This is a genomic window from Ruegeria arenilitoris (genome assembly GCF_013032445.1).
GTDB classification, from domain to species: Bacteria; Pseudomonadota; Alphaproteobacteria; order Rhodobacterales; family Rhodobacteraceae; genus Ruegeria; species Ruegeria arenilitoris_F.
Genome location: NZ_WQCA01000010.1, coordinates 191,468 through 213,742 on the forward strand (window position 1 = coordinate 191,468; position 22,275 = coordinate 213,742).

Annotated in this window: 25 protein-coding genes, 1 tRNA gene and 1 pseudogene; 14 read left to right on the forward strand and 13 right to left on the reverse strand. The window is 56.4% G+C overall.

The features are described 5' to 3' along the window. Positions 1-81: 81 nt before the first annotated feature. A complete protein-coding gene (gene dctP / locus GOW98_RS16490; RefSeq protein ID WP_170334004.1) occupies positions 82-1,068 on the reverse strand; it encodes a TRAP transporter substrate-binding protein DctP in 987 nt (328 codons plus the stop codon). Between the two features lie 138 nt (positions 1,069-1,206). Here dctP and GOW98_RS16495 point away from each other — a divergent pair, with 138 nt between their 5' ends. After that, positions 1,207-1,863: a GntR family transcriptional regulator gene (locus tag GOW98_RS16495; RefSeq protein WP_170334006.1), complete on the forward strand. Its 657-nt coding sequence runs from the start codon at positions 1,207-1,209 to the stop codon at positions 1,861-1,863. A gap of 93 nt (positions 1,864-1,956) precedes the next feature. Here the strand turns inward: GOW98_RS16495 and GOW98_RS16500 are convergent, their stop codons facing one another. The 3 genes from GOW98_RS16500 to GOW98_RS16510 are packed head-to-tail and all read right to left on the reverse strand — an operon-like array spanning position 1,957 to position 3,668. Next, on the reverse strand, positions 1,957-2,568 hold the full coding sequence (locus GOW98_RS16500) for a transmembrane anchor protein (RefSeq protein ID WP_170334008.1): 612 nt from the start codon (positions 2,566-2,568) through the stop codon (positions 1,957-1,959). Between the two features lie 13 nt (positions 2,569-2,581). Beyond that, positions 2,582-3,298, reverse strand: a complete 717-nt coding sequence (locus GOW98_RS16505; RefSeq protein WP_170334010.1) for a HupE/UreJ family protein — start codon at positions 3,296-3,298, stop codon at positions 2,582-2,584. A gap of 49 nt (positions 3,299-3,347) precedes the next feature. Beyond that, entirely contained in the window at positions 3,348-3,668 is a 321-nt protein-coding gene (locus GOW98_RS16510) for a hypothetical protein (protein ID WP_170334012.1), read from the reverse strand. A gap of 91 nt (positions 3,669-3,759) precedes the next feature. On the opposite strand from GOW98_RS16510, the gene GOW98_RS16515 reads away from it, so the two are divergent. Both GOW98_RS16515 and GOW98_RS16520 read left to right on the forward strand, forming a co-directional pair. Beyond that, entirely contained in the window at positions 3,760-4,017 is a 258-nt protein-coding gene (locus GOW98_RS16515) for a metal-sensing transcriptional repressor (protein ID WP_170334014.1), read from the forward strand. 1 nt (position 4,018) lies between these two features. Further along, a complete protein-coding gene (locus tag GOW98_RS16520; protein ID WP_170334016.1) occupies positions 4,019-5,338 on the forward strand; it encodes an MFS transporter in 1,320 nt (439 codons plus the stop codon). Positions 5,339-6,002: 664 nt separating this feature from the next. Here GOW98_RS16520 and GOW98_RS16525 read toward each other — a convergent pair. Continuing rightward, positions 6,003-6,917: a LysR substrate-binding domain-containing protein gene (locus GOW98_RS16525; RefSeq protein WP_170334018.1), complete on the reverse strand. Its 915-nt coding sequence runs from the start codon at positions 6,915-6,917 to the stop codon at positions 6,003-6,005. 180 nt (positions 6,918-7,097) lie between these two features. Between GOW98_RS16525 and ugpB the strand changes: the two genes are divergently transcribed. The 6 genes from ugpB (at position 7,098) to GOW98_RS16555 (ending at position 12,770) form a co-directional block, all read left to right on the forward strand. Then, the gene (gene ugpB, locus GOW98_RS16530; RefSeq protein ID WP_170334020.1) at positions 7,098-8,408 is read left to right on the forward strand and encodes a sn-glycerol-3-phosphate ABC transporter substrate-binding protein UgpB; all 1,311 of its coding nucleotides are present in this window, start codon (positions 7,098-7,100) and stop codon (positions 8,406-8,408) included. A gap of 61 nt (positions 8,409-8,469) precedes the next feature. Further along, positions 8,470-9,351, forward strand: coding sequence for a sn-glycerol-3-phosphate ABC transporter permease UgpA (gene ugpA, locus GOW98_RS16535; RefSeq protein ID WP_170334022.1), 882 nt, complete (start codon positions 8,470-8,472; stop codon positions 9,349-9,351). A 20-nt stretch (positions 9,352-9,371) separates the two neighbouring features. Next, a complete protein-coding gene (gene ugpE / locus GOW98_RS16540; RefSeq protein WP_170334143.1) occupies positions 9,372-10,208 on the forward strand; it encodes a sn-glycerol-3-phosphate ABC transporter permease UgpE in 837 nt (278 codons plus the stop codon). Positions 10,209-10,211: 3 nt separating this feature from the next. Then, complete coding sequence (gene ugpC, locus GOW98_RS16545) at positions 10,212-11,267, forward strand: sn-glycerol-3-phosphate ABC transporter ATP-binding protein UgpC (protein ID WP_170334024.1); 1,056 nt, start codon at positions 10,212-10,214, stop codon at positions 11,265-11,267. Continuing rightward, entirely contained in the window at positions 11,267-12,214 is a 948-nt protein-coding gene (locus tag GOW98_RS16550; RefSeq protein WP_170334026.1) for a glycerophosphodiester phosphodiesterase family protein, read from the forward strand. Before ugpC ends, GOW98_RS16550 begins: the two co-directional genes overlap by 1 nt. A gap of 106 nt (positions 12,215-12,320) precedes the next feature. Then, on the forward strand, positions 12,321-12,770 hold the full coding sequence (locus GOW98_RS16555; protein ID WP_170334029.1) for an NUDIX hydrolase: 450 nt from the start codon (positions 12,321-12,323) through the stop codon (positions 12,768-12,770). A 148-nt stretch (positions 12,771-12,918) separates the two neighbouring features. Here the strand turns inward: GOW98_RS16555 and GOW98_RS16560 are convergent, their stop codons facing one another. The 8 genes and pseudogenes from GOW98_RS16560 to GOW98_RS16585 form a co-directional block, all read right to left on the reverse strand. Then, the gene (locus GOW98_RS16560) at positions 12,919-13,524 is read right to left on the reverse strand and encodes a histidine phosphatase family protein (RefSeq protein WP_170334031.1); all 606 of its coding nucleotides are present in this window, start codon (positions 13,522-13,524) and stop codon (positions 12,919-12,921) included. Between the two features lie 424 nt (positions 13,525-13,948). Beyond that, positions 13,949-14,203, reverse strand: coding sequence for a phage integrase central domain-containing protein (locus tag GOW98_RS25805; protein WP_254438045.1), 255 nt, complete (start codon positions 14,201-14,203; stop codon positions 13,949-13,951). A 5-nt stretch (positions 14,204-14,208) separates the two neighbouring features. Then, positions 14,209-14,373, reverse strand: a complete 165-nt coding sequence (locus GOW98_RS25810) for a hypothetical protein (protein ID WP_254438046.1) — start codon at positions 14,371-14,373, stop codon at positions 14,209-14,211. A gap of 21 nt (positions 14,374-14,394) precedes the next feature. After that, positions 14,395-14,502: pseudogene (locus tag GOW98_RS25815) on the reverse strand (hypothetical protein); the annotation flags it as partial. A gap of 265 nt (positions 14,503-14,767) precedes the next feature. Next, positions 14,768-14,844: transfer RNA gene (locus GOW98_RS16570), tRNA-Arg, on the reverse strand. A gap of 64 nt (positions 14,845-14,908) precedes the next feature. Beyond that, the gene (locus GOW98_RS16575; RefSeq protein ID WP_254438047.1) at positions 14,909-16,291 is read right to left on the reverse strand and encodes an ATP-binding protein; all 1,383 of its coding nucleotides are present in this window, start codon (positions 16,289-16,291) and stop codon (positions 14,909-14,911) included. Between the two features lie 18 nt (positions 16,292-16,309). Continuing rightward, positions 16,310-17,728 (reverse strand): dihydrolipoyl dehydrogenase family protein, encoded by a 1,419-nt coding sequence (locus tag GOW98_RS16580; RefSeq protein WP_170334033.1) that lies wholly within the window; start codon positions 17,726-17,728, stop codon positions 16,310-16,312. 4 nt (positions 17,729-17,732) lie between these two features. Further along, positions 17,733-18,464 carry a TVP38/TMEM64 family protein gene (locus tag GOW98_RS16585; protein ID WP_170334147.1) on the reverse strand — a complete coding sequence of 244 codons (732 nt, stop codon included), beginning with the start codon at positions 18,462-18,464 and terminating at the stop codon, positions 17,733-17,735. Between the two features lie 297 nt (positions 18,465-18,761). Here GOW98_RS16585 and rpmH point away from each other — a divergent pair, with 297 nt between their 5' ends. The 5 genes from rpmH to ttcA all read left to right on the forward strand — a co-directional run bounded on the left by rpmH (position 18,762) and on the right by ttcA (position 22,208). Then, positions 18,762-18,896 carry a 50S ribosomal protein L34 gene (gene rpmH, locus GOW98_RS16590; RefSeq protein ID WP_005980833.1) on the forward strand — a complete coding sequence of 45 codons (135 nt, stop codon included), beginning with the start codon at positions 18,762-18,764 and terminating at the stop codon, positions 18,894-18,896. A gap of 25 nt (positions 18,897-18,921) precedes the next feature. After that, on the forward strand, positions 18,922-19,347 hold the full coding sequence (gene rnpA, locus GOW98_RS16595; RefSeq protein ID WP_170334035.1) for a ribonuclease P protein component: 426 nt from the start codon (positions 18,922-18,924) through the stop codon (positions 19,345-19,347). After that, positions 19,344-19,586, forward strand: a complete 243-nt coding sequence (yidD, locus tag GOW98_RS16600; RefSeq protein ID WP_170334037.1) for a membrane protein insertion efficiency factor YidD — start codon at positions 19,344-19,346, stop codon at positions 19,584-19,586. The genes rnpA and yidD overlap by 4 nt, the downstream gene beginning before the upstream one ends. A gap of 67 nt (positions 19,587-19,653) precedes the next feature. Beyond that, complete coding sequence (locus tag GOW98_RS16605) at positions 19,654-21,270, forward strand: acyl-CoA dehydrogenase family protein (protein WP_170334039.1); 1,617 nt, start codon at positions 19,654-19,656, stop codon at positions 21,268-21,270. Between the two features lie 44 nt (positions 21,271-21,314). Continuing rightward, positions 21,315-22,208: a tRNA 2-thiocytidine(32) synthetase TtcA gene (gene ttcA / locus GOW98_RS16610; protein ID WP_170334041.1), complete on the forward strand. Its 894-nt coding sequence runs from the start codon at positions 21,315-21,317 to the stop codon at positions 22,206-22,208. The last annotated feature ends 67 nt before the right edge of the window (positions 22,209-22,275 follow it).

Consider the following 22,275-nt stretch of genomic DNA (forward strand, 5'->3'; position numbering starts at 1 on the left):
GTAATTGAGATGCAATTAAGTCTGAAGATCAGAACTGAGATCAGGTGCCGGGCGGCATCAGGGCCGCCCAGCCAAAAGGGATCATTCGACCGCCAGAGCCTTGTCCAGCAGATCCTGCCCGTCAGGAACCTCTTCCACGAAGGCTTTGTACGAGGTTTCCATCGCCAGCGCGCGCCAAGCTTCGAAATCCTCCGGTGTCATTTCGGCGATTTCAACGCCAGCCTCTTCAAACACCTTGGCCGAGTTGGCATCCTGTTTTTTGGCTTCTTCCAGATAGTAGGCCTGCGCCTTCTCAGACGCGGCCAGCAGTGCGGCCTGCTGATCTTCGCTCAACCCGTCGAAAGTGGATTTATTCACAAGCAGCGGCTGATACATGAACCACAGCGCCACATCTCCCGCCGGGGTATAGCAGCTGACCTGTTCGTAGATGCGATAACTGACAAAGGACGAAGACGAGGTATTGGCAGCCTGAAGAACACCGGTCTGCATCGCGTTGTAGATTTCCGAAGATGCCATTGACGCGATCGAGGCTTCAGCTCCGGCCAGCATCTGTTCGAACGACTTGCCTGCCGCTCGGGTTTGTAGACCGGCTACGTCTTCTGGCTTGGTGATGCACTTATCTTTGCCCGCGAAGCCACCGGCCAGATAACCGTGGACCAGCACCATCACGTCATCTTCGGCCATCTTCTCTTCCAACGCTTCCATGAACGGAGAGTCGGCCAAACGGGCAGCGTGATCATGGTTTTTCACCAGACCAGGCATCAAAGTCAGGTTATAGGCGGGCTGTTGGCCTCCGGCATAGCTGAGCGGCAAAACGGTCATATCCAGTTGCCCTCGGCTAAGCGGCTTGTATTGCTCGCGCGGTTTGAACAACGATTTCGAGCCGAAAATCTTGATTTCCAGATCGACATCGGCCGCTGCGACCTCATCGGCCACGATCTGAGCGACCTGATGACGGATGTCTTTGTTCGACCACTGATGAGACAGGCGCAGCTCTTCTGCGGAACCCAGTGTGCCCGCGGATGCAAGCGCCAATGCAGCTACAGCTGTTTTAAACATGGCTTTCATTTTCTCCTCCCTTTTTTAATCCCGAGCCTGCCGGGGATGAACAGAAGCATAGGGCGGCTATGTTTTTCAAGTCAATATTTTTGTATACAAGAACTGATTTCTTGAGTTCTCACCCGATCGTGAGTAAAACAGAACGTCATGGACCAACGACTTGCCGATACTATTGCTCAGGATCTGGAAGAGCTTATCTTTGATGGGACATTTTCAGATGGTGACCGTCTGGATGAGGTCAAACTGGCCGAACAATTCGGCGTCTCCAGAACGCCACTTAGGGAAGCATTCCAGAGGCTTGCCCTGTCGGGTCTGGTCGACCTCATCCCGCGCAGGGGGGCTTTTGTCCGACAGCCCGGGCCAGTGGAACTGATGGAAATGTTCGAGGTCATGGCCGAGCTCGAAGCTGTCTGCGGTCGACTTGCCGCTATGCGCATCTCAGATCAAGCATTGAAAGAGCTAACTGACGCCAACACAAGATGTCAGGAGGCTGTCGATGCCGGAGACCCTGACATGTACTACCTGGAAAACGAGCGGTTTCATCGAATCATATATAACCAGTCCGGCAATTCATTTTTGGAACAGGAAGCGTCCAAGCTGCACAGACGGCTCAAACCTTTCCGGCGGCAACAGCTTCGTTTTCGTGGCCGCATGGCACAGTCGATGTCCGAGCATGAAGACATTGTGCGTGCTCTCGACAATGGCAATCCCGAGGAAACAGCAAATGCGTTACGCTCACATGTCGCTGTGCAAGGGGAAAAGTTCCACAACCTGATGGCGTCTTTAAAGAACGCACCCGAATAATACTTCGGACTGCGGATTTTCAGAAATCCCCAATAGCTTCGATCGGCGCAAAAAAGCCGCCGCACAAGATATCTGCGCGGCGGCCGGCTTTGCTTATTCGATGATCCCGCTGTAGTCACCGCGGACCTGAACCATCACTGATACATCACCCGAGTCGCGGTTGCGCCAAAACCAGCCGTGCTCACCTGCGAAGGCCGCTTCAATGGTACCTTCGGCACCGGTCGAGCCACGCCCCTTTTCATAGGTGATCGACTGCTCGCCACCGTGACCATGCAGGTCAAAGTTCACCCGACCGCCTGTCACAACCATACGATACTCAGCTGTCGCGCCTTCCTCCATAAACAGTTTCCACTCAGCCGACTCTCCCGGAGTGAGGATAAAGCTGGTTTCATCCTGCCAGACCTCGGCCTCTTGCGCATGGGCCGAACCGATAAAGAGGCCAAGGACATCGTTCATCAAGCTCGACTGATCCTGGCTTTCAAGCTGGCGATCTGCTTCGGCCTCGTCTGCAAGCTGCGATTTGATTTCTCCCATCTCTTGCAGCCCGAGCACACGGCCCACACCAGTCGGATCAATACCGTATTCGGCCGGCAATACTACCGAAACAAGGATCACAGCGGCAGAAGCACCTGCAATGACCGTCGAGCGGATAAGCTGAGCCGAGCTTGGCAGTTCCTCAAGACTTGGTCTTTCTGTGTTGAACATTTTCTGAACTCCGTTACGCGGCAACAAAATAGCCGGTGATCTGATAGCCCATCAGGATGAACCCGAGGGTCATCATGATGACGTTTACGCTGTAAGCTTGCTGGAAGAAGTACGGGCTTTTGCGCCAGAACCCCATGACGATAAGGATGATCGCAAGGGCCGTAAGCTGGCCAAGTTCCACACCCACGTTGAACGCCAACAGATTGGCAAGAAGCCCTTCCGGAGCGATATCGTAGTCGAGGATCTTGGTTGCGAGCCCCATACCGTGGAACAGACCAAAAATCAGCGTCGCGGCTTTGGTATTTGGCTGGAACCCCAGCCAGCGCTGGAACGCGCCGAGATTGTCGAGCGCCTTGTAGACGACTGAAAGTCCGATAATGGCGTCGACGATATAGGCGTTTACGCCCCAGCCGAACCACACTCCCAACAGCATTGTCGTCGAGTGACCGATCGCAAAGAGGCTGACATAGATGCCAACATCTTTGGCTCGGTAGAGAAAAAACACGACACCAAGCAGGAACAGGATGTGATCGTAGCCTGTGACCATGTGCTTGGCCCCAAGATACATGAAGGGGATGATGTTCACGCCCCAGATTTCCTGGATGTAACCAGCATCGCCTTCAGTGACGTTATGAGCCAGCACCTGAGACGTGCTCAGCGCCAGATTGGTTATGATGAGGGCCAGCAGGAACGTCGCGCGCCTGTCCAGACCCCGAGAGATTAGACTCATGGATGATCTCCGTTGTTGTGTGATGTCGAAAACCCCGATTGGGGCGAAGTCACACGCGCGGAGGTCGTTCTATACCGTTATTCCTGAACGGACCGCCCGGCACCCTGTCGAAGGCCCAGTCATCTGGGAGCGAGGCCAGTGAAAGCGCATTGCCCGATTCCGGTATAACCATTTGGCTGTGATCATGATCTGCACCATCATGACTGTGCCCGTGCATCGCCCACAACAAATCTTCTTCAAATCCGTGAGTATGCCCGTGCTCTGCAATTATCTGCAAATGCTCCTGCACGGTTTCGATCACTGTCGGAGCATGGCCCGAGTTGGGCTGAAGCGACCAAACGATCAAAGACAGGCAAAGCAAAGCTGCCATCGCATTTCGCGTATATCTCTGAACTGCCCTCACGCTTACAGGTGCCTCTGCGGTCTTGTTATATCCCCCCCCGGGGGTTATCTCGGCTTATATGACAAAAGCACAAATTCACGCAAGCCATCCCGCACTCATAGCCCGGCTAAAACGCGCCGAGGGGCATCTGCGATCTGTTGTTGCGATGATTGAAGATGGCAAACCCTGCGTTGAAGTCGCCCAACAACTGCACGCCGTTGAAAAAGCCGTGACCAATGCCAAGCGGGTATTGATACACGACCATATGGATCATTGCTTGGGTGGCGACAGTCCCCATGATCTGGACGAGTTGCGCGCCATTTCCCGATACCTCTGAAATGTTTGACATCCTGAAAGATCGCACCTTTCGCCACCTTTTCGCGGCGCAAGTCGTGGCACTACTGGGAACAGGGCTGGCCACCGTGGCACTTGGCTTGCTTGCCTTCGATTTGGCCGGGGATCAGGCGGCCATGGCGCTTGGAACAGTCTTTACGATCAAGATGATCGCCTACGTGGGCGTGGCTCCGATAGCAGCCGCTGTTGTGACTCAGTTCCCCCGCCGTGCAGTATTGGTTGCGCTTGATTTGGTGCGCGCGGGGGCAGCTTTGAGTTTGCCCTTTGTAACTGAGATCTGGCAGGTCTACGTGTTGATTTTCCTGCTACAATCAGCCTCGGCAGCATTTACTCCGGCGTTTCAAGCCACGATCCCAAGTGTGTTGCCGGACGAGGCGCACTATACCCGCGCCTTGTCGTTGTCGCGGTTGGCCTATGATTTAGAGAACATCATTAGCCCGACCCTTGCAGCTTTGCTGCTTGCCGTATTGAGCTACAACACACTCTTTTTCGGAACGGTTTTTGGCTTTATTGCCTCAGCTCTGCTGGTGGTTTCGATTCTGTTACCTAATCCCGAACCTGCCGAAGGCAAAGGTATCTACGACCGCACCACGCGGGGCATCCGTATTTATCTTGCGACACCACGATTGCGCGGGTTGCTCGCCTTGAACCTCACTGCTGCCGCTGCTGGGGCTATGGTACTTGTGAATTCGGTTGTGCTGGTACGCGGCACGTTAGGCCTGTCAGAAAGCGCGTTGGCCTGGACCATGTTTGCATTTGGGGCAGGTTCCATGTTATCCGCCCTTGTCTTACCGCGCCTGCTTGATCGCATAGCTGATCGCCCTGTGATGATTGCGGGAGCTACCATGGCAATTGCTACACTTATAGTACTGGCGATACTGGTGATGAGTTTCGGCATATCATGGCCCATCCTACTCGGGGCGTGGCTCCTTGTTGGCATCGGCTATTCTGCGGTACTAACACCCTCTGGCCGCTTGTTGCGACGATCGTCTCACGAAACCGACCGCCCCGCCTTGTTCGCCGCGCAATTCGCACTTAGCCACGGTTGCTGGCTGGTCGCCTACCCTTTGTCGGGATGGCTGATGACCTCGCACGGTACTGTTGAAGCGTTGCTTGTTCTTGCTTTGACTGGTGCCATTGGCACTTTTTGCGCCCTGCGCCTTTGGCCTCGTGACGACCCTGAAACGCTTACGCACACTCACAAAAATCTTCCACTGGACCACCCACACTTGCGAGGGGAAAGGACGCACACGCACGCCTTCGTCGTTGACGACGAACATCCGCGTTGGTCGCCAACTCTTTGATTTGAAGCCGTGGGTTTAAAGACTGACCCGAAGAGAAATTTTTGGTGCCATTGGCTCTGGTTGCAATCCTCCGAACTTTGGAGTCGATGAAGAGACAAGACGACACATAAACTCTAAAGGATTGGTTTTGGTCTGAATGGCTGCTTTTGGTCCGGCACCTCAAGTGTTTGCCATTGCGGCGAACGTCCGCTTTCCGCCGGTGCTGTTTTTCGCTACCAACGCAAAGCGTGCAATGCAGCCGTTGGTTCTGGGAGCGGCAAAGGCGGCAATGTCCGCCAAAGCGGTCGTTCGCTGTGAAATGCATTAAAGACGGCTATGAGGACCTTGCTGCCATTAAACACTATCTGTTTAAGTTCTGCTCTCAACTCGAAGCAGAAGCAGAAGCAGAAGCAGAATAACGCGGTCAGATTGAGGAAAGCTGACCTTCGACGACCCAGAACCGAAGGACCTACTTGCGGACAAAGCGGGCGCTAAAGTGCCTTAGGATTAGGAACTAAATCATCCATGCTCAATTGCAGAACCACTCGGCTTTTCGCCGTTTTTGACTGTTAATCCGAGATCGATCTCGGGGGCTATTCCAAATGCTCAAGTATTGGTTTCAAGCTATGAAGATCGAAAATGTACGGCTTACTGGTAGCGAACATCGGCGTTTGCCGCCCTACAGTCAGTGATGGAGTTTGCCTACTTTGAACGGGGCTAAGCTCTCTTGGAACTGCTCGATGAACTCTAGCGTCACCAATGACGGTTGCTTCAAAATCGGACGCACAAGGGAAAGCGTATGTGACAAGAGCGGTTTGAACGGTCGGTAGCTCAATCCGTTGTCTGCGTATTGGACGGCGTCCAACTCGCTGACCACGGAAATCCCAACACCCTTTACAGCTAATTCACAAGCCGCCGTGAACTGCCTGACTTCGATGTGGGAATTGAGTTTGACGTTGGCGCTTTGAAACGCTTTTGAAAGTTTCCCAAAAAAGTCGCTGTCGCGCCTTGTGTGAATAATCTTGGCATTCGCAAGATCCGTAGGTGACACCTCGGAGAGTTCTTCCAATTCATGTCCGGTAGGAAACACGCAAACTGTGCGGACATCGATGTCTCTGCTTTCGACGGCCGGATGCCCGTTAAAACTATCTGTGATTCCGAAATCATATTGCTCACCGATCATCCACTCGAGAATGCGTTCCGGTCTGTCTGGTTCGATCGTCATTGTTACACCTGGCCGATGTTCTAAAAACTTGGCGATGACGTTGGGAAGGTGACTGGTGGCGAACCCAGGCAAACATGCGATGCGGATGTGTCCCGCTTTGCGTTTCGTTATGTCCTGACTGACATCCGAGATTTGCTTCATCAATTCCAAAACACGCTCTACGCTGGGTTGCAGATAACGCACTTCCTGCGAAGGCACTAAGCGACCTTCACGGCGATCAAAAAGTTGAAAGCCAAGCGATTTTTCCAGATCAGAAAGCAGCCGGCTGACCGCAGGCTGGCTTATCCCAAGATCCGTAGCTGCAGCAGTGACCGACCCATTTGTAGAAACTGCCATGAGCGCTTCCAATTGGCGGATCCTCAAAGTTTGACTCATGCTTTGAACCTTGTTCGTTGTTTGCTTTGCAAGTTTATAATGTAATGTTATTTTTTTCTCAAAAATTAAATGCTTGAATTATAAAACTGTGACGTTAACGTCGGGAAATCGTCATGTGTGCTGATTACGCGTTGCGGTCGGTATTCAACGAAGCATCAACACTGATGCATGGGAGGAAACATGAATATGCAAATTCTCGGCGCTCTCGCCGTAACTACTGCGTTGTCCCCCGTGGCGGCGATGGCCCAAACTGAAGTTCAGTTCTGGCACGCCTTCACCGGCCGACTGGGTGAGCTTGTTAAAGCGCAGGTCGAAGAGTTCAACGCCAGCCAGGATGAGTTCGTCGTGGTCGAAAGCCACAAAGGCAATTACTCAGAAACTCTGAATGCAGGAATTGCGGCTTTCCGCGCCGGTGAGCAGCCCCACATTCTAATGGTTTTCGAAGTGGGCACTGCAACGATGATGTCGGCCGAAGGTGCAATCAAACCCGTCTATGAAGTGATGGCTGAAAGCGGTGCATCGTTTGATCCTGACGCGTACATTGGCGCTGTCAAAGGGTACTATACTACAACGGACGGAGAAATGCTCTCACTGCCTTTCAACTCGTCCACACCGGTTCTGTGGGTAAATCGCGATGCCTTCGAAGCGGCGGGTGTTGATCCGGACACAGACCTATCGACCTGGGAAAAGGTTGGCGACGTGCTTGAGCAGCTTAAGGCTGGCGGCGAGGACTGCCCGCTGGTGACAGCATGGCAAAGCTGGATTCACCTCGAGAACCTGTCGGCCTATCACGACGTTCCGTTCGCATCGCAGGACAACGGTTTTGCCGGTCTGGATACCGAGCTGATGTTGAACGGTCCGGCGCAGGTCGCACACCTGACAGCAATGGGTGACTGGGCCAAGGATGGCAAGTTCATCTATACCGGACGCAGAAATGAAGGTGGTGCAAACTTCCGGGCCGGCGAATGCGCATTGTTTACCGAAAGTTCGGCCGGTTACGCTGGCATCAGCTCCGAAGCCGAGTTCGAATTCGATGTGCGCCCGCTGCCCTATTGGGAAGCCTTGGTGAGCGAGCCGCAGAACACCATTATCGGTGGTGCTTCGCTTTGGGTGATGGAAGGCCACGATCCTGAAGCATACAAGGGCGTGGGTGAATTCCTCAGCTTCCTATCCTCGTCGGGCGTACAGGCTTCGTGGCACCAGAATACTGGTTATCTGCCGATCACTGCGGACGCAGGCGATGTTACGCGAGCTGCCGGTTTCTATGAGCAAAACCCCGGTACTGATATCGCTGTGATTCAGATGACGGCGAAAGAGCCCACTGCAAATTCGAAAGGTCTGCGTTTGGGATCGTTTGATCAGATTCGCGGCATCATCGACGAAGAGCTCGAGGCCGTTTGGTCCGGCGAAAAAACCGCTCAGGAAGCGATGGACAGCGCGAAAGAGCGCGGTGACGCGCTGCTGCGCCGGTTCGAATCCGCCAATCAATAAGTCCTAACTCAATGCGGGCCCGTTTCAGGCCCGCATTTTCTTTATTCGGTGGTTTATCGGGATGGAAAAACGCGTCACCTTTCGCGGCTGGCTGTTGCCACTGGCGCTAATCGCCCCGCAGGTCATCATTTCCGCTGTATTCTTTTTCTATCCAGCGGGGCAGGCTGTTTGGCAATCTCTGTTCATACCTGACCCCTTTGGGCTGTCGTCCCAGTTCGTGGGACTCGGCAACTTTGAATTCCTGCTGAGCGATAAATTCTACCGAGCCTCTTTCGTAACGACGGCGGTGTTTTCAACGCTCGTCACATTGTGCTCGATGATACCGGCGTTGTTTCTGGCGGTCATCGCGGACCGCTTGATCAAAGGATCGGGCGTTTACCGGACGCTGCTGATCTGGCCCTATGCCGTTGCCCCTGCGGTCGCAGGCGTGCTGTGGCTGTTCATGTTCAACACACGCGTTGGCGTCGTCTCGTGGTACCTAGGCCAACTCGGTTATGACTGGAACCATGTCCTTAACGGAACCGAGGCCATGGGGCTGGTTGTTGTCGCCTCGGCCTGGGGGCGCATCAGCTATAACTTCCTGTTTTTCTTCGCGGCATTGCAGTCAGTTCCAAGGTCCGTGATTGAGGCCGCTGCGATCGACGGCGCGCGCTTCTGGCGTCGGTTCTTCACGATCGTGCTGCCGCTGTTGTCTCCGACTGCATTCTTCCTGCTGGTGGTGAATATCGTCTACGCCTTCTTTGAAACCTTTGGCGTTATCCACACGATCACCGGAGGCGGGCCGCAGCAGGCGACGACTATTCTGGTCTACAAAGTCTTCTCGGACGGGTTCGTTGGGCAGGATCTTGGCTCATCGTCGGCGCAGTCGGTCATTTTGCTTATCGTCGTCGGCCTGTTGACCGTCATCCAATTCAAATACGTTGAAAAAAGGGTGCACTACTGATGGCGGCCCAACAACACGGAATGGTCGAAAAACGCGGGATGGGGATCTGGCTGACCCACGCATTTATGATACTTGGAGTGCTGATCATCTTTTTCCCGATCTGGCTGGCGTTTGTCGCTTCGACTGTCACTCAGCCAGAGATTGTGACGCCTCCCATGCCGTTGGTGCCGGGTGACCAGTTCTGGGAAAACTACAAGGCCGCGCTGTTTTCTGGTGTGAATGTTCCGGTCGCTACGATGTTGTTCAACAGCCTCGTGATGGCCATAGGGATTGCGGTCGGCAAGATCGTCATCTCACTGCTGTCGGCCTTTGCGATTGTTTATTTCCGGTTTCCCGGGCGGACGACGTTCTTTTGGCTGATCTTCCTGACCCTTATGCTCCCGGTCGAGGTCCGTATCGTTCCAACGTTCGAAGTTGTTGCCGGGTTCGGTATGCTCAACAGCTACTATGGGTTGATCTTCCCTCTGATCGCCTCGGCCACGGCAACGTTCCTGTTCCGGCAGTTTTTCCTGACGATCCCGGATGAACTTGCCGAAGCCGCCCGCGTGGACGGTGCCCGCCCGATGCGGTTCTTCATCGACATCGTGGTGCCGATGAGCCGGACCAACATTGCGGCGTTGTTTGTGATCCTGTTCATCTATGGGTGGAACCAATATCTCTGGCCGCTTTTGATAACCACCGACCCTGAAATGAACACCATCGTGATGGGTATCAAACAGATGTTCCCTTCTGGCGATGATGTGGCCGAATGGCCGGTCATCATGGCCACATCCATTCTGGCGATGATCCCGCCGGTAATCGTGGTGGTGTCGATGCAAAAGCTCTTTGTCCGCGGCCTTGTCGATAGCGAGAAGTAAGAAATGGCAACAGTAACCCTTGAGAACGTCAAAAAGAGCTTTGGCCCGACGGACGTCATCCATGGCATCGATATCGACATTGCGGATGGTGAGTTCATCGTAATCGTTGGCCCTTCGGGCTGCGGGAAGTCCACGCTGTTGCGGATGGTTGCGGGCCTGGAAACCGTGACATTCGGCGAAATCCGGATTGGAGAGGAACGGGCCAACGACAAAGAACCGATGGATCGCGATATAGCGATGGTGTTCCAAAACTATGCACTCTACCCACATATGTCTGTGCGCCAGAACATGGGATATGGCCTGAAAATCGCCGGGTTGCCGAAGGCCCAGATTGACCAGAAAGTGACCGAGGCCGCCAAGCTATTGCAGCTGGAACCCTTGCTGGATCGCAAACCCAGACAACTATCAGGCGGCCAGCGTCAGAGGGTGGCGATGGGTCGGGCTATTGTCCGCGAGCCAGCGGTTTTTCTGTTTGATGAGCCACTTTCGAACCTCGATGCCAAGCTGCGGGTTCAGATGCGTCTGGAAATTCGCGAACTCCAGGAAAAGCTGGGGATCACGGCGCTCTATGTGACCCACGATCAGGTCGAGGCCATGACGATGGCCGACAGGATGATCGTGATGAATGGTGGCATTGCCGAGCAGATTGGAACGCCGTTAGAGGTTTACGAAACACCGAGAACTCTGTTCGCGGCACAGTTCATTGGCAGCCCCGCGATGAATGTATTTGATGCGCGGCGTGAAAACGGGACAGTCAAGATCGGTGAATTAGAAGTTGGCCCATCTGCGGGTCCCGATAGCGCGTTGAAGCTGGGGATCCGCCCAGAGCACCTGTTGTTGGACGATAGTGGTCCGCTAGAAGCGACGATTCAAATGGCGGAACCGTTGGGGGCCAACACTCTGTTGCATGGTCAACTCGCGATAGGCGGCGGAGCGATCACGATAAGCCTACCGGGCGTCCACCCGATCGAAGGCCGGCATCCGAACATGCGGTTCTCGGTCGTCCCAGAGCACATGCATCTATTTGACCAATCAACCGGGGAAAGGTTGGGCGGCTAATGGCGTTTCCGCAGGTCGAAGCATTTCGTGGTGGTAGCAACTTGATCCGTGTTGTGGGGCATCGAGGGGCAAGAGGCGTTTTGCCTGAAAACAGCATGATTGGCTTTGATTTCTCGCTGTCCATTGGCGTACCGCTTCTTGAATTCGATGTCGTTCTGACGGCTGAAGGCGTTCCGGTTATTACCCACAATCATCGTCTGCACGCATCTGGCTTTCGCGACGCCAATGGCCTGTTTCTTTCTGGAGAGGAGCCGAAAGTCTCATCTCTGACTTTCGACGAAATCCAGCAATTCGATATTGGACGGTTAGACGGGCATTCTGACTATGGTCAACGCTTCCCGGATCAGGCGCAACTGGACGGCGTTCGTGTCCCAAGGCTGATAGACTTGCTCGACTTGGTAGCCGAACCAAAATACAGCGATGCCTATCTGATGCTCGAACTGAAGTCGGATCCTGACGTGGCGCATGATCCGCTTCATAGGGAGAACTTTGTCGGGCGAGTTCTACAGGAAGTCCGCGCCAAAGGTCTTTCGTCGCGCGCGGTACTGCACAGTTTTGATTGGAACCTTCTGGAGGAATGTCAGCGACAAGCTCCTGATATGCCGTCTTCTTACCTTACGCAGCTTCCGGAAAACGAGGACGATGTGGGCGAGGATTCCTCGAAAGCGGTTTGCCCAGACTTTCGCGGTCGTCGCGATGAAATTCCAAATTTGGTCAAGCAAGCTGGCGGTTCGCTTTGGTGCCCGTACTACGCGGATGTAACAGCTGAAAATGTGGCGCGCGCAAAATATCTAGGCCTATGTGTTGCCGTTTGGACGGTCAACGAGCACGAAGATATAGGCAGGATGATCGACCTGCGCGTAGATGCAATTGTATCTGACTACCCTGGGCGGGTTCAAAGGCATCTGTCGGATTTAGGCATGGGGTGGCATGTCGACAACCAGTGAATTCTTCGTCGCTAATTCGTGACGTTTTTTTGTGTTTCTGCCAGTCACAATCGGAGAGGATCGGTCACATCATCACTTTAACCTGTTGTGGAGGGCGAGAACCATAGTGGCTCAGCGTACTAAACAAGTTGCAGCACTGCCTCTGCAATTGTTCGGCGGCCGCCTCAAGGTGCTCCTTATCACGTCGCGTGACACAGGGCGCTGGATCATGCCCAAGGGCTGGCCGATGGACGGCGAGCAAGACTGGCGCGCGGCGGAAATTGAAGCGTTGGAGGAGGCTGGGGTAGAAGGTACAATTTCCCGCAAGCCGATCGGTGAGTTTGAGTACGCCAAGGTTTTTAACGACGGTACCAGTGTCCAAGTGAAAGCCACGGTCTACCCTCTCTACGTCGATAAGGTGAAGCGCCGGTGGAAGGAAAGGCACCAAAGAAAAAGGCATTGGTTCTCGCCGAAAGGGGCTGCGAAAGCACTCAAACAGCCAGAGCTGGAAGACTTGCTCTTAGACCTAAAAAACGACCCTAGAAAGAACAATTCAATTCGCGAGTTGCTACCTTGAACCGATGCGTCGCAGTTACTCCAGACTTAGGTCGATAGCTACTTTGCGCTGAAAAAAACGACTTAAACCTTTCATTCAGAAATTGTTTTCTAGGCTTGAAGCCAGCGGAAATCCGATATTATGGGATTAAGTGACGAACTTCGACACCTCAGTGCTCAACGAAGGTTGAATGTCCGCATCGCAACTCGATGAAACCATCTTGAGGTTCGTTCAAGTCAAAAACTTCTTCTGAGGACAAGGTTAAGTAGATCCCTCGAAAGACGCGCAGGGTTAAGCCGTGGCCAACAACTATGACAGCCCCCTCAAAAGACTTGCCGGAATACCAAGCAGAAACCCGGTTATGTACGTCAGCATAAGACTCTCCGCCCGGTGCGGGACAGTTCCAACGGTCAGCGCAACGCGCCTCCCATTCCTGGGGAAATCGTCTTTTGATCTCGTTTTCCGCCAAACCCTCCCATTGACAGAAACTGCATTCCATCAAACTGGATTCATACTCGATGGTTTCCGGGGGTAGGCCAAGTTCCTCGACGACTATGGAAGCCGTCTGTGCCGCTCGACCAAGTGGGCTTGAAATTACCTTCAGTGGGTGACGGCTGGATAGGCGGTGCTTTAGTCTTTTTGCACTCGCCACTGCCTGAGCGACCCCTCGCTTGGTCAAGGGCGAATTCTGCCGACCTTGACGTCGTTTTTGAAAATTCCATTCGGTTTCACCATGGCGAAGCAAGAAAATAGTAGGGCTGAGTTTTTGGTTCAAAACGTATCGAAGCCTTCCTGTACTGAAGCAAACCGAATTACCTGATTTCTCTTCCACGCAGTGCCAGTTTACACGAAGGCCCAGAATTCAATAGAAGCTTCAGACTTGTGCGATTAAGTCTATGGCGTAAGACAACGTGGTCATGTAACCCTCGCGTCCAGTGCTTTATCGCTGCACTTGGTCCGCTTTGGGCTCGAAGCGACCATCGAAACAGTTCTGTCGAATGACTGCTTTGCCTTGGTACTGGTCGGCGCTGGGTCAGTAGATGATCTTCTGCAGTTTCCTATCGGCGCGGAAAAGTTCACTGACAGCGTTGCGCGCGTCTTCGGATTCTCTCGATCTTTCTCCGTGCTTCCACGACGGATGGCTTGGCCCAGAAGCGTGCCCACCTCTAGCCCCATGCATGCGACAAACACTCCAGCCTTTAACGGCGGGTGCGCGGCACCTCTTGCCACGACATCGCGTCATGGTGCTGCACCTTTGCTTTAACGGTAGGCAGCACCTTGCCCTCTCGGATCGCGGTCACCGGGTTCTCGCCCGAACGTAAGCCCTTGGACTTTGCCACGTCGAGCACTGTCTTGATCCGCTGCGAAAGTCGCTTTGCGGTTTCGTGTTTCTCGGTCCAGATGGGGGACAAGCACATCAGCACTTCGGGCTGATCGATGCTATCCACCGGCATACGGCCTATTTGGGGAATGCATAGCCGCGCAAGGTGTTGAGCCACTGTTGGCCGTGCTTGGCATTCTTCCATGTCGGCAAACGGTCGATGTGAACCTGACGGCTGAGTTCTTCGAACGTCGGGATATCACGTTGGGCGTTAAAGCGCGGATTCAAAACGGCTTTTGCCATCCGCCTGTATTCGAGGGTTCTTTCTCGCGCCTGGTTCAAGGTGACAACATCAGCGCCGCCTAAACCGAAATCTGTGCGCAGCGGCGCGCCCTTGCGGTTCTTCTGCCCTTTGACCGTAACGCGAACGATCCAACGCCGTGCGCCCGATGGATCGACAACGAGCTACAGACAAGAACCGTCACCATGCCGACCCGGACCGAGATTATCTACCAGCTTTTTTGTCAGCTTTCCGCTGAGCGCAGTCATGAAAATACCACAAAATATACCACTCAATGAAAGTATACTGGTGTAATCTGATAAAATCCGATGAAACACCTTAGTGCAGCTACAGCCATTAAACACAAAGGTTTTAGCAACCTAGCGCGCTTCATCAAAATTCGAGGGGATTACCAAATGGCGGACCGAGGAGGATTCGAACCCCCGACCCCTTGATTCGTAGTCAAGTACTCTATCCAGCTGAGCTATCGGTCCGCGTTGGTGAGGCGCTATGTAGACCTACCTCTGGAGACGTGCAAGTCGATTCTTCAAAAAAAATTCAAAAAGTCAGACCACCCCGCGGCAGGCGGATTTCAAAGGTTGTTCCCTGCGGCCCGGTCTCAGCAAGAACAAGGTCTCCACCATGTCCGCGCGCCAGTTCTTGCGAGATCGCAAGCCCAAGACCCGAGCCCCCCTTGCGTACCCCGCCCTGAAATGGCGTAAACAGGTTTTCACGTGCTTTGGGAGGCAGGCCGGGGCCGTTATCCCTAATTTCGACGCACCAGTCGTCTTCGTGTTCACAGCCAGAGATCGTGATTCTACCCGGTTTACCCGAAGCCCCGAGCGCCTGACGCGCGTTGCGGACAAGGTTCATCATGACGCGGAACATCTGCTCGGGGTCCGCGCGGGCGATCAAATCTTCGGGAACTTCGTTGACGATCTCGACGCAGGCGTCAGCAACGGCCAGCCTTTCGCTGGCCACCACGTCTTCGGCCACGTCGCGCAGGGACACCATGGTCAGGGTCGGGGCGGGTTCTTCAGCACGGCCAAAGGCCAGCGTGCTTTCGCATAGGGACACGGCCCGGGTGATCGAGTTCACCAGCTTTGGCGCCATGCGTCGCACCAGCGGGTCGTCGCTGGCCTCGATCCGGTCGGTGAACAGCTGCGCCGAGGTCAGGATGTTGCGCAGATCGTGGCTGACCTTGGCGACCGCTCCGCCCAGCTGCGCCAGACGTTCGCGTTGTTTCAGGGCCTGCGTCAATTCGGTCTGCAGCTGCTGTAGAGCTTCTTCCGCCTCGCGCAGTTCGGTCACCTTTGAATTGGGAGAGATGATTCCCCGCGCGTCCTCGGGGGCGCCTGCATAGCGCTGCATATAGCCTACGACGCCCTTAATAGGCTTCACCAGAACTACCCGTACGGCAAGAAACAGGAAAAAAGCGGTGATGATCGAGATGACAAAAGACAGGCCCAGAATGCGCAGGCCATAGTCGGTCATCGCCATGCGTAAGGGTTCGCTGTCTGTAGTGACCTCAATCAGCAGCCCCGCGCCCTTGACCGGTTCACCGATCACGCGAATGACCTCGTTTTCCGGCGTAAACAGGCGCGCCACGGCATCTCGGATCAATATCCAAGGTCCAGCGTCGCGCAAATCGTACGTTTTGGTGATCGGCTCGGGAATCGGAGAGGACAGCATCAACTGCCGCACCTCATCCCGCCGCAGCACCACGTTATAGACGCCAGCATTGGCCAGCAGTTCGGCCTCAAGGTCTTCGGCCAGCATATCATCGGCCAGCAACGCCAGCGACGCGATCTGGGCGCGTTCCAGCCGGTTCAGCAGGAAATCTTCGCGAAACCGGGCAATCGATGGAACAAAGATCAGAACCTCGGCCAACATCACGAAGACCGTCGTCAGGATCAGAAATCGGCCCGACAGCGAGTTCAATCTGCTCTCCCTTCCCGGTCAGGGCATCCAGCGCTGGACGAACCGGACCACGCGTTTAACCATTTGATTCTCAAACAGCCTTGGCGAGAAATAGGCACCCGCCACCCGTTTGTTAAGCTCTCCGATCGTCGGATAGGGCGAAACCATCGCGGCGATCTGCCCCATCTTCAGGTTATTGGCCAAGGCCAGCGACCACAAGTTGATCAATTCGCCCGCCTGATGACCCACGATTGTAGCGCCCACAGGTCGGCCTTTTACGACCATGACCTTAATGAAGCCTTTCGTCTTGCGTTCCGATATGGCGCGGTCGTTGTGGTGGTAGTCAAAGCGCGCGATCTCGAGTTTGTCGCCGTGCTGGTCGCGGGCCTGCGCCTCGGTCAGGCCGACCTGCGCCAGTTCGGGGTCGGTATAGGTGGCCCAGGGGATATGCGCCGTTTTTGCTTTGGACGGCAGGCCAAACAGGGCAGACCGGATGATGATTCCGGCGTGATATCCGGCCACATGGGTAAATTGCATCCCGCCCGCGACGTCGCCGATAGCATAGACCCTGCGGTTCACGGTGCGCAGCGACTCGTCCACTTTGATCCCGGTGCGGGTTGGTTCGATACCGGCGTCCTTTAGGTTCAGGCGGTCGGTATTGATCTTGCGCCCAGCCGCCAGCAAGAGGTGCGAGCCGGTATAGATGTCACCATTCTCGGTCACGACCTCGACGAGGCCTTTGTTGTTGCGAACTTGGGCAACCATGGCCTGTTCGTGGATCGCCACTCCCTCGGCTCGCAGCGTATCCAGCACAATCTCAGCCGCTTCGGGATCATCTTTGCCCAGCGCCTGCAGGCCTTCGATCACCGTCACCTCGCAACCCAACCGGATATGGGCCTGCGCCATTTCCATGCCGATGGGACCGCCGCCGATGATCAGCAGATGTTCGGGCTTGTCGCGCAAATCAAAGATCGTCTCGTTCGTATAGTAGGGCACTTCATCCAGCCCCGGGATCGGCGGCACCAAGGGCGACGATCCTGTTGCAATCACCACCCGCCGCGCGGTGATCAGGTGGTCGCCTGCCTGCACCTGGGTCGGAGAGACAAAGTGACCATATTCGCGGATCACCCTGACGCCGAAGCCCTCGAACCGGTCCTGACTGTCCATCGGTTCGATCTGGGCGATCACGTCATGCACATGATCCTTGGCGGCGGCGTAATCCACTTGCGGCACCACATCGGCCACGCCCAGCGCGGCGGAATGCGCCTGCCCATAAGCAGCCTTGCCGCTTGCGATCAGCGCTTTGGAGGGCACACAGCCGAAATTTAGGCAATCACCGCCCATCTTGTGGCCTTCCAACAGGATCACATCGGCGCCCATCTGGCTAGCCCCAGCGGCCACAGACAACCCGCCCGACCCGGCCCCGATCACCAGGATATCGGTTTTCAACTCTTGCATGAGATCAGGCGTCCTTTCGACCACGCAGGGCTTTGATTAGTATCGGCAGAGCCGCCAGAACGCACAAGCCGATGATCGGGCCAATGACGAAGGGTTCCCACAGCAGCGAAACGTCAGGTGTCTCGCCCCGGTCGAACACGCCGCCCAGCCCGACGCCGATCCATGTATAGACGATGCCACCCGGAATGATGCCCAGCGCGGTAGTGATCAGGAAGTTGCGGAACTTCACGCCGACCAGCGCAGGCACCAGATTGGCCACAAAGAACGGCACGACCGGCACTAGGCGCAGCAGGAACAGGACCGAGATTTCATTCTCGCGCAACCCGTCCTTGAGCTTTTTGATCGTGCCCTCCGAGGATTCCAGTCGCGCCGTCAGAGATTCGCCCAACCCCCAGCGTGCCGCCAAAAAGATGGCCGAAGCGCCGATGGTGGCGGCAAAGACATTGAAGACGGTGCCCGCGAACAGGCCGAACAAGAATCCTCCGGTCATCGAGGCCACGGCGGCACCCGGCAGCGAAAAGGCGACGATGACGATATATATCGCCACAAAAGCCGCCGCCATGGACCAGTAATTGGCATCCCGCCACGCCAGAAGCGCCTCGCGGTTGTCGCTTAGCGTCTCGAAGGTCAGGTAATCGCCCAGCGTAAAGAAGCCCGCCGCCGCTACGGCGAGAATCACCAGCAAAGGGATATGGCGCGCAAGCCCATTGCGCGGCGCCTGAGTTGTATCGCTCATAAGGCTGTCCGGTTTCGTTCGTTTCATTCTGTCCCCAACATGCGCCGCCTTAGGCCCGCGCAACAGGGACTTCACGCGGCCTTGATGTTTACGGCAGGGAATGTGAGGGTTTGGGGCGTCAAAACCGCGATTTTGAAACCTTTTGCCGGCTGTGGTTACAGAATTGTTGCAAAAGGGGATAAAACCCCCACCTAGGGGTTTGACTTACCCCCCGCTTCCCATTAGAGGACGGGCTTCGAACACTAGGGCTAGGCGAATCCGCGCCGCACCCCACCGCTATTGATTGGAGACGGAGCGATGAAACGCACCTATCAGCCTTCGAACCTGGTTCGCAAACGCCGCCACGGTTTCCGCGCGCGCATGGCCACCAAAGCCGGCCGCAAAATCCTGAACGCGCGCCGCGCACGTGGCCGCAAGTCGCTGAGCGCGTAAACCGCTCACCGATCAGGTTATGAACTTGACGCCGCCGGAGGCCCCTGAGGATGGTAGCAACCAGCCGAGGGTCAAGCCCCCGGCGGCGTCCGTTTGCGCGCCTGAAACTCTGATCGTGCTCAAGAAACGGTCCGATTTCCTGAAAGCCGCGCGCGCACGCAGGCAGGGCACTGCGTCAATGATGGTGCAGGCCCGCAAACGCGCACTAGACGAAGCTCCCGGGATTCGCGTCGGCTTTACCTGTTCCAAGAAAGTCGGCAACGCCGTGGCCCGCAACCGTGCCAAACGCCGGTTGCGCGAGGCCGCGCGTGCCGTTTTGCCAGTCAGCGGACAAGTTGGTTGGGACTATGTTCTGATCGGCCGCGCTGACGTCACCGCGTCTCGCCCCTTTGACGCCCTGCTGGACGATTTGCGCTATGCCTTGCGCAAAGTGCACGGGCCACGGAAATGACCCTGCTGGCGCATATCCTTGCCCTTCCCGTCCGGGCCTATCGGCTGATCTTCAGCCCCTGGGTCGGGTTCAACTGCCGCTATCAGCCCACGTGCTCGGCCTATGCGCTGGAAGCGTTGGAAAAACACGGCGCCGTCAAAGGGGCATGGCTGGCAGCCCGGCGGATCGGGCGCTGTCACCCGTGGGGCGGCGACGGTTACGATCCGGTGCCCAAGTGCAAGTGCGACGATTCTTTGTGACCCCCGGTCAGACTTGACCCATCACATTCTGCGCTGAACACTTGGGCACGCAAAGCCCGAGGTCCAGATGGCATCAGACGCGCGCCAAACGCTGCCCACGCATGAGGTCCTGAATCAACCGCCCGCGCGCGGGGATTGCAACCTTTGGACGTCGGACCCGGTGCTGCGCAATGCTGTTGGTTTCGCCACAGGGCGTTCCGGGCCTCTGGAGGAATATGGCAAGCGTCTAGGACGCGCTGAAACCCGCGAATTGGGGCGCGACGCGAACCGACACCCGCCGGAATTGAGGCTGTTCGACTCGGGTGGCAGGCGTCTGGACGAGATGCGTTTTCACCCCGCTTACCACCAGATGATGCAGATCAGCCAATCCGCCGGGTACGCAGCGCTGCCTTGGGACGGGCAGCCGGGTGGCCACACGACCCATGCCGCAATGATCTATATGGCCGGCCAGATAGAGCCGGGCCATTGCTGCCCGCTGACCATGACCTACGCGGCCTATCCGGTACTGGCCGTCAATGCGGACATCGCCGCCATCTGGCAACCAAAGCTGACGGCACGGGTATACGATCCGGCGACTCGGCCGGTCGCCGAGAAAACCAGCGCCACACTCGGCATGGCAATGACCGAGAAGCAGGGCGGCTCGGACCTGCGCACCAACACCACCACAGCCACCCGAGACGGCGATCACTGGCGGTTGCGCGGGCATAAGTGGTTCTGCTCGGCCCCGATGTCGGATGGGTTCCTGACGTTGGCGCAGGCGCCGGGCGGGCTGACCTGTTTCCTTGTCCCTCGCTGGCTGGAGGGTGAGCGCAACCCTATCCACTTGATGCGACTGAAGGACAAGCTGGGCAACAGGTCCAATGCCTCGGCCGAGATCGAGTATCACGATGCGCTGGCCTATCAGCTGGGCGACGAGGGTGAAGGCGTGCACACGATCATCGAGATGGTGCATCATACGCGGCTGGATACGGCCATGGCCCCGGCGGGCCTGATGCGCGCCGCTTTGACCGAGGCGCAGCACTGGGTCACCCATCGCAGCGCCTTTCAGCGCCGGTTGATCGACCAGCCGCTGATGCGCACGGTTCTGGCCGATCTGGTACTGGACTGGGAAGGCGCGCTGACGCTGGGGATGCGCGTGGCGCAGGCGTTCGACGGCCGAACCGCCGAGGACAAGGCCTTTGCCCGGATCAGCGTTGCCCTGGCCAAATTCCTGAACAACAAGTGCTGCCCCGTGGTTGTGGCCGAGGCGATGGAGGTACTGGGCGGCATGGGCTATGTCGAGGACACCCCCCTGCCTCTGCTTTACCGCGAAGCCCCTCTGAACGGCATCTGGGAGGGGTCGGGCAACGTCATCTGCCTCGATATCCTGCGCACCCTTACCCGCGAGCCGCTGGCCGCCGAGGTGCTCCAGGCTGAACTGGACGCCGCAGCGGGCACAGATCGCGCCTATGATGCGGCGTTGAGGGCGCATCGCGACCGCTGGCCGGACGTGCCCACCGAGGCTGAAGCGCGCTGGTTCTCCGAACGCACGGCGCTGCTGCTCGCCGCCTCACAATTGCTGCGTCACGCGCCCGCTGCGGTTGCGGATGGTTTCATCGCCACACGCCTCTCAGGCGACAGCGGACGCATCCCCGGATCGGTGGCCGGGCTGGACACAGATGCGCTGCTGGCCCGCCTTGGCTGACCCGTCCTCTTGCCCGGTTGCGTCAACTGCTGTAGGGGCTGCGCATGTTTGACGAAGCTGACGATATCCACCCGCTTTTTGCCGGCGCGCCCTCAACCACCGAGTTCAAGAAGCTGCGCAAACGCATTGTGCGCCAGACCCGCGAAGCCATCGAGCAATACGGGATGGTGGACCCGTCGGCGCATGACAAGGACGGTAAACCGCCCCGCTGGCTGGTCTGCCTGTCCGGCGGCAAGGACAGCTATACCCTACTGGCCGTTCTCTATGAACTGAAATGGCGCGGACTGCTGCCGGTCGACCTGCTGGCCTGCAATCTGGATCAGGGGCAACCGGGCTTTCCTGCCACCGTCCTGCCCGAATTCCTAGAACGCATGGGCGTGCCCCACCGGATCGAGTATCAGGACACCTATTCCGTCGTGATGGACAAGGTTCCGCAGGGCCGCACCTATTGCGCCCTGTGTTCCCGCCTGCGCCGGGGCAATCTGTACCGCATCGCACGCGAGGAAGGTTGTTCCGCAGTCGTGCTGGGCCATCACCGGGACGATATCCTCGAGACCTTTTTCATGAACCTGTTCCATGGCGGGCGTCTGGCGACGATGCCGCCAAAACTGGTGAATGAGGAAGGCGACCTGTTCGTCTTCCGCCCGCTGGCCCATGTGGCCGAGGCCGATTGCGAGAAATTCGCCAACGTGATGAACTATCCCATCATCCCCTGCGACCTGTGCGGCAGTCAGGACGGGTTGCAACGCCAGCAGGTGAAACAGATTTTGGACCAGTGGGAAAAGAACAGCCCCGGTCGGCGTCAAGTGATGTTCCGGGCCCTGACCAACGCGCGACCGTCGCATCTGCTGGACCCGAAACTGTTCGATTTCCAGGGTCTCGCGCTGAGCCCCGGCAAAAAAGACGAAAATTCGAGCGATATTCCACAGTTACGTTAACGTCTGACTCAGGTTGGTTTCTTAGGGTGGCCCAATACGTGAAATGCCCAAACGTAGAGGCCCGGAA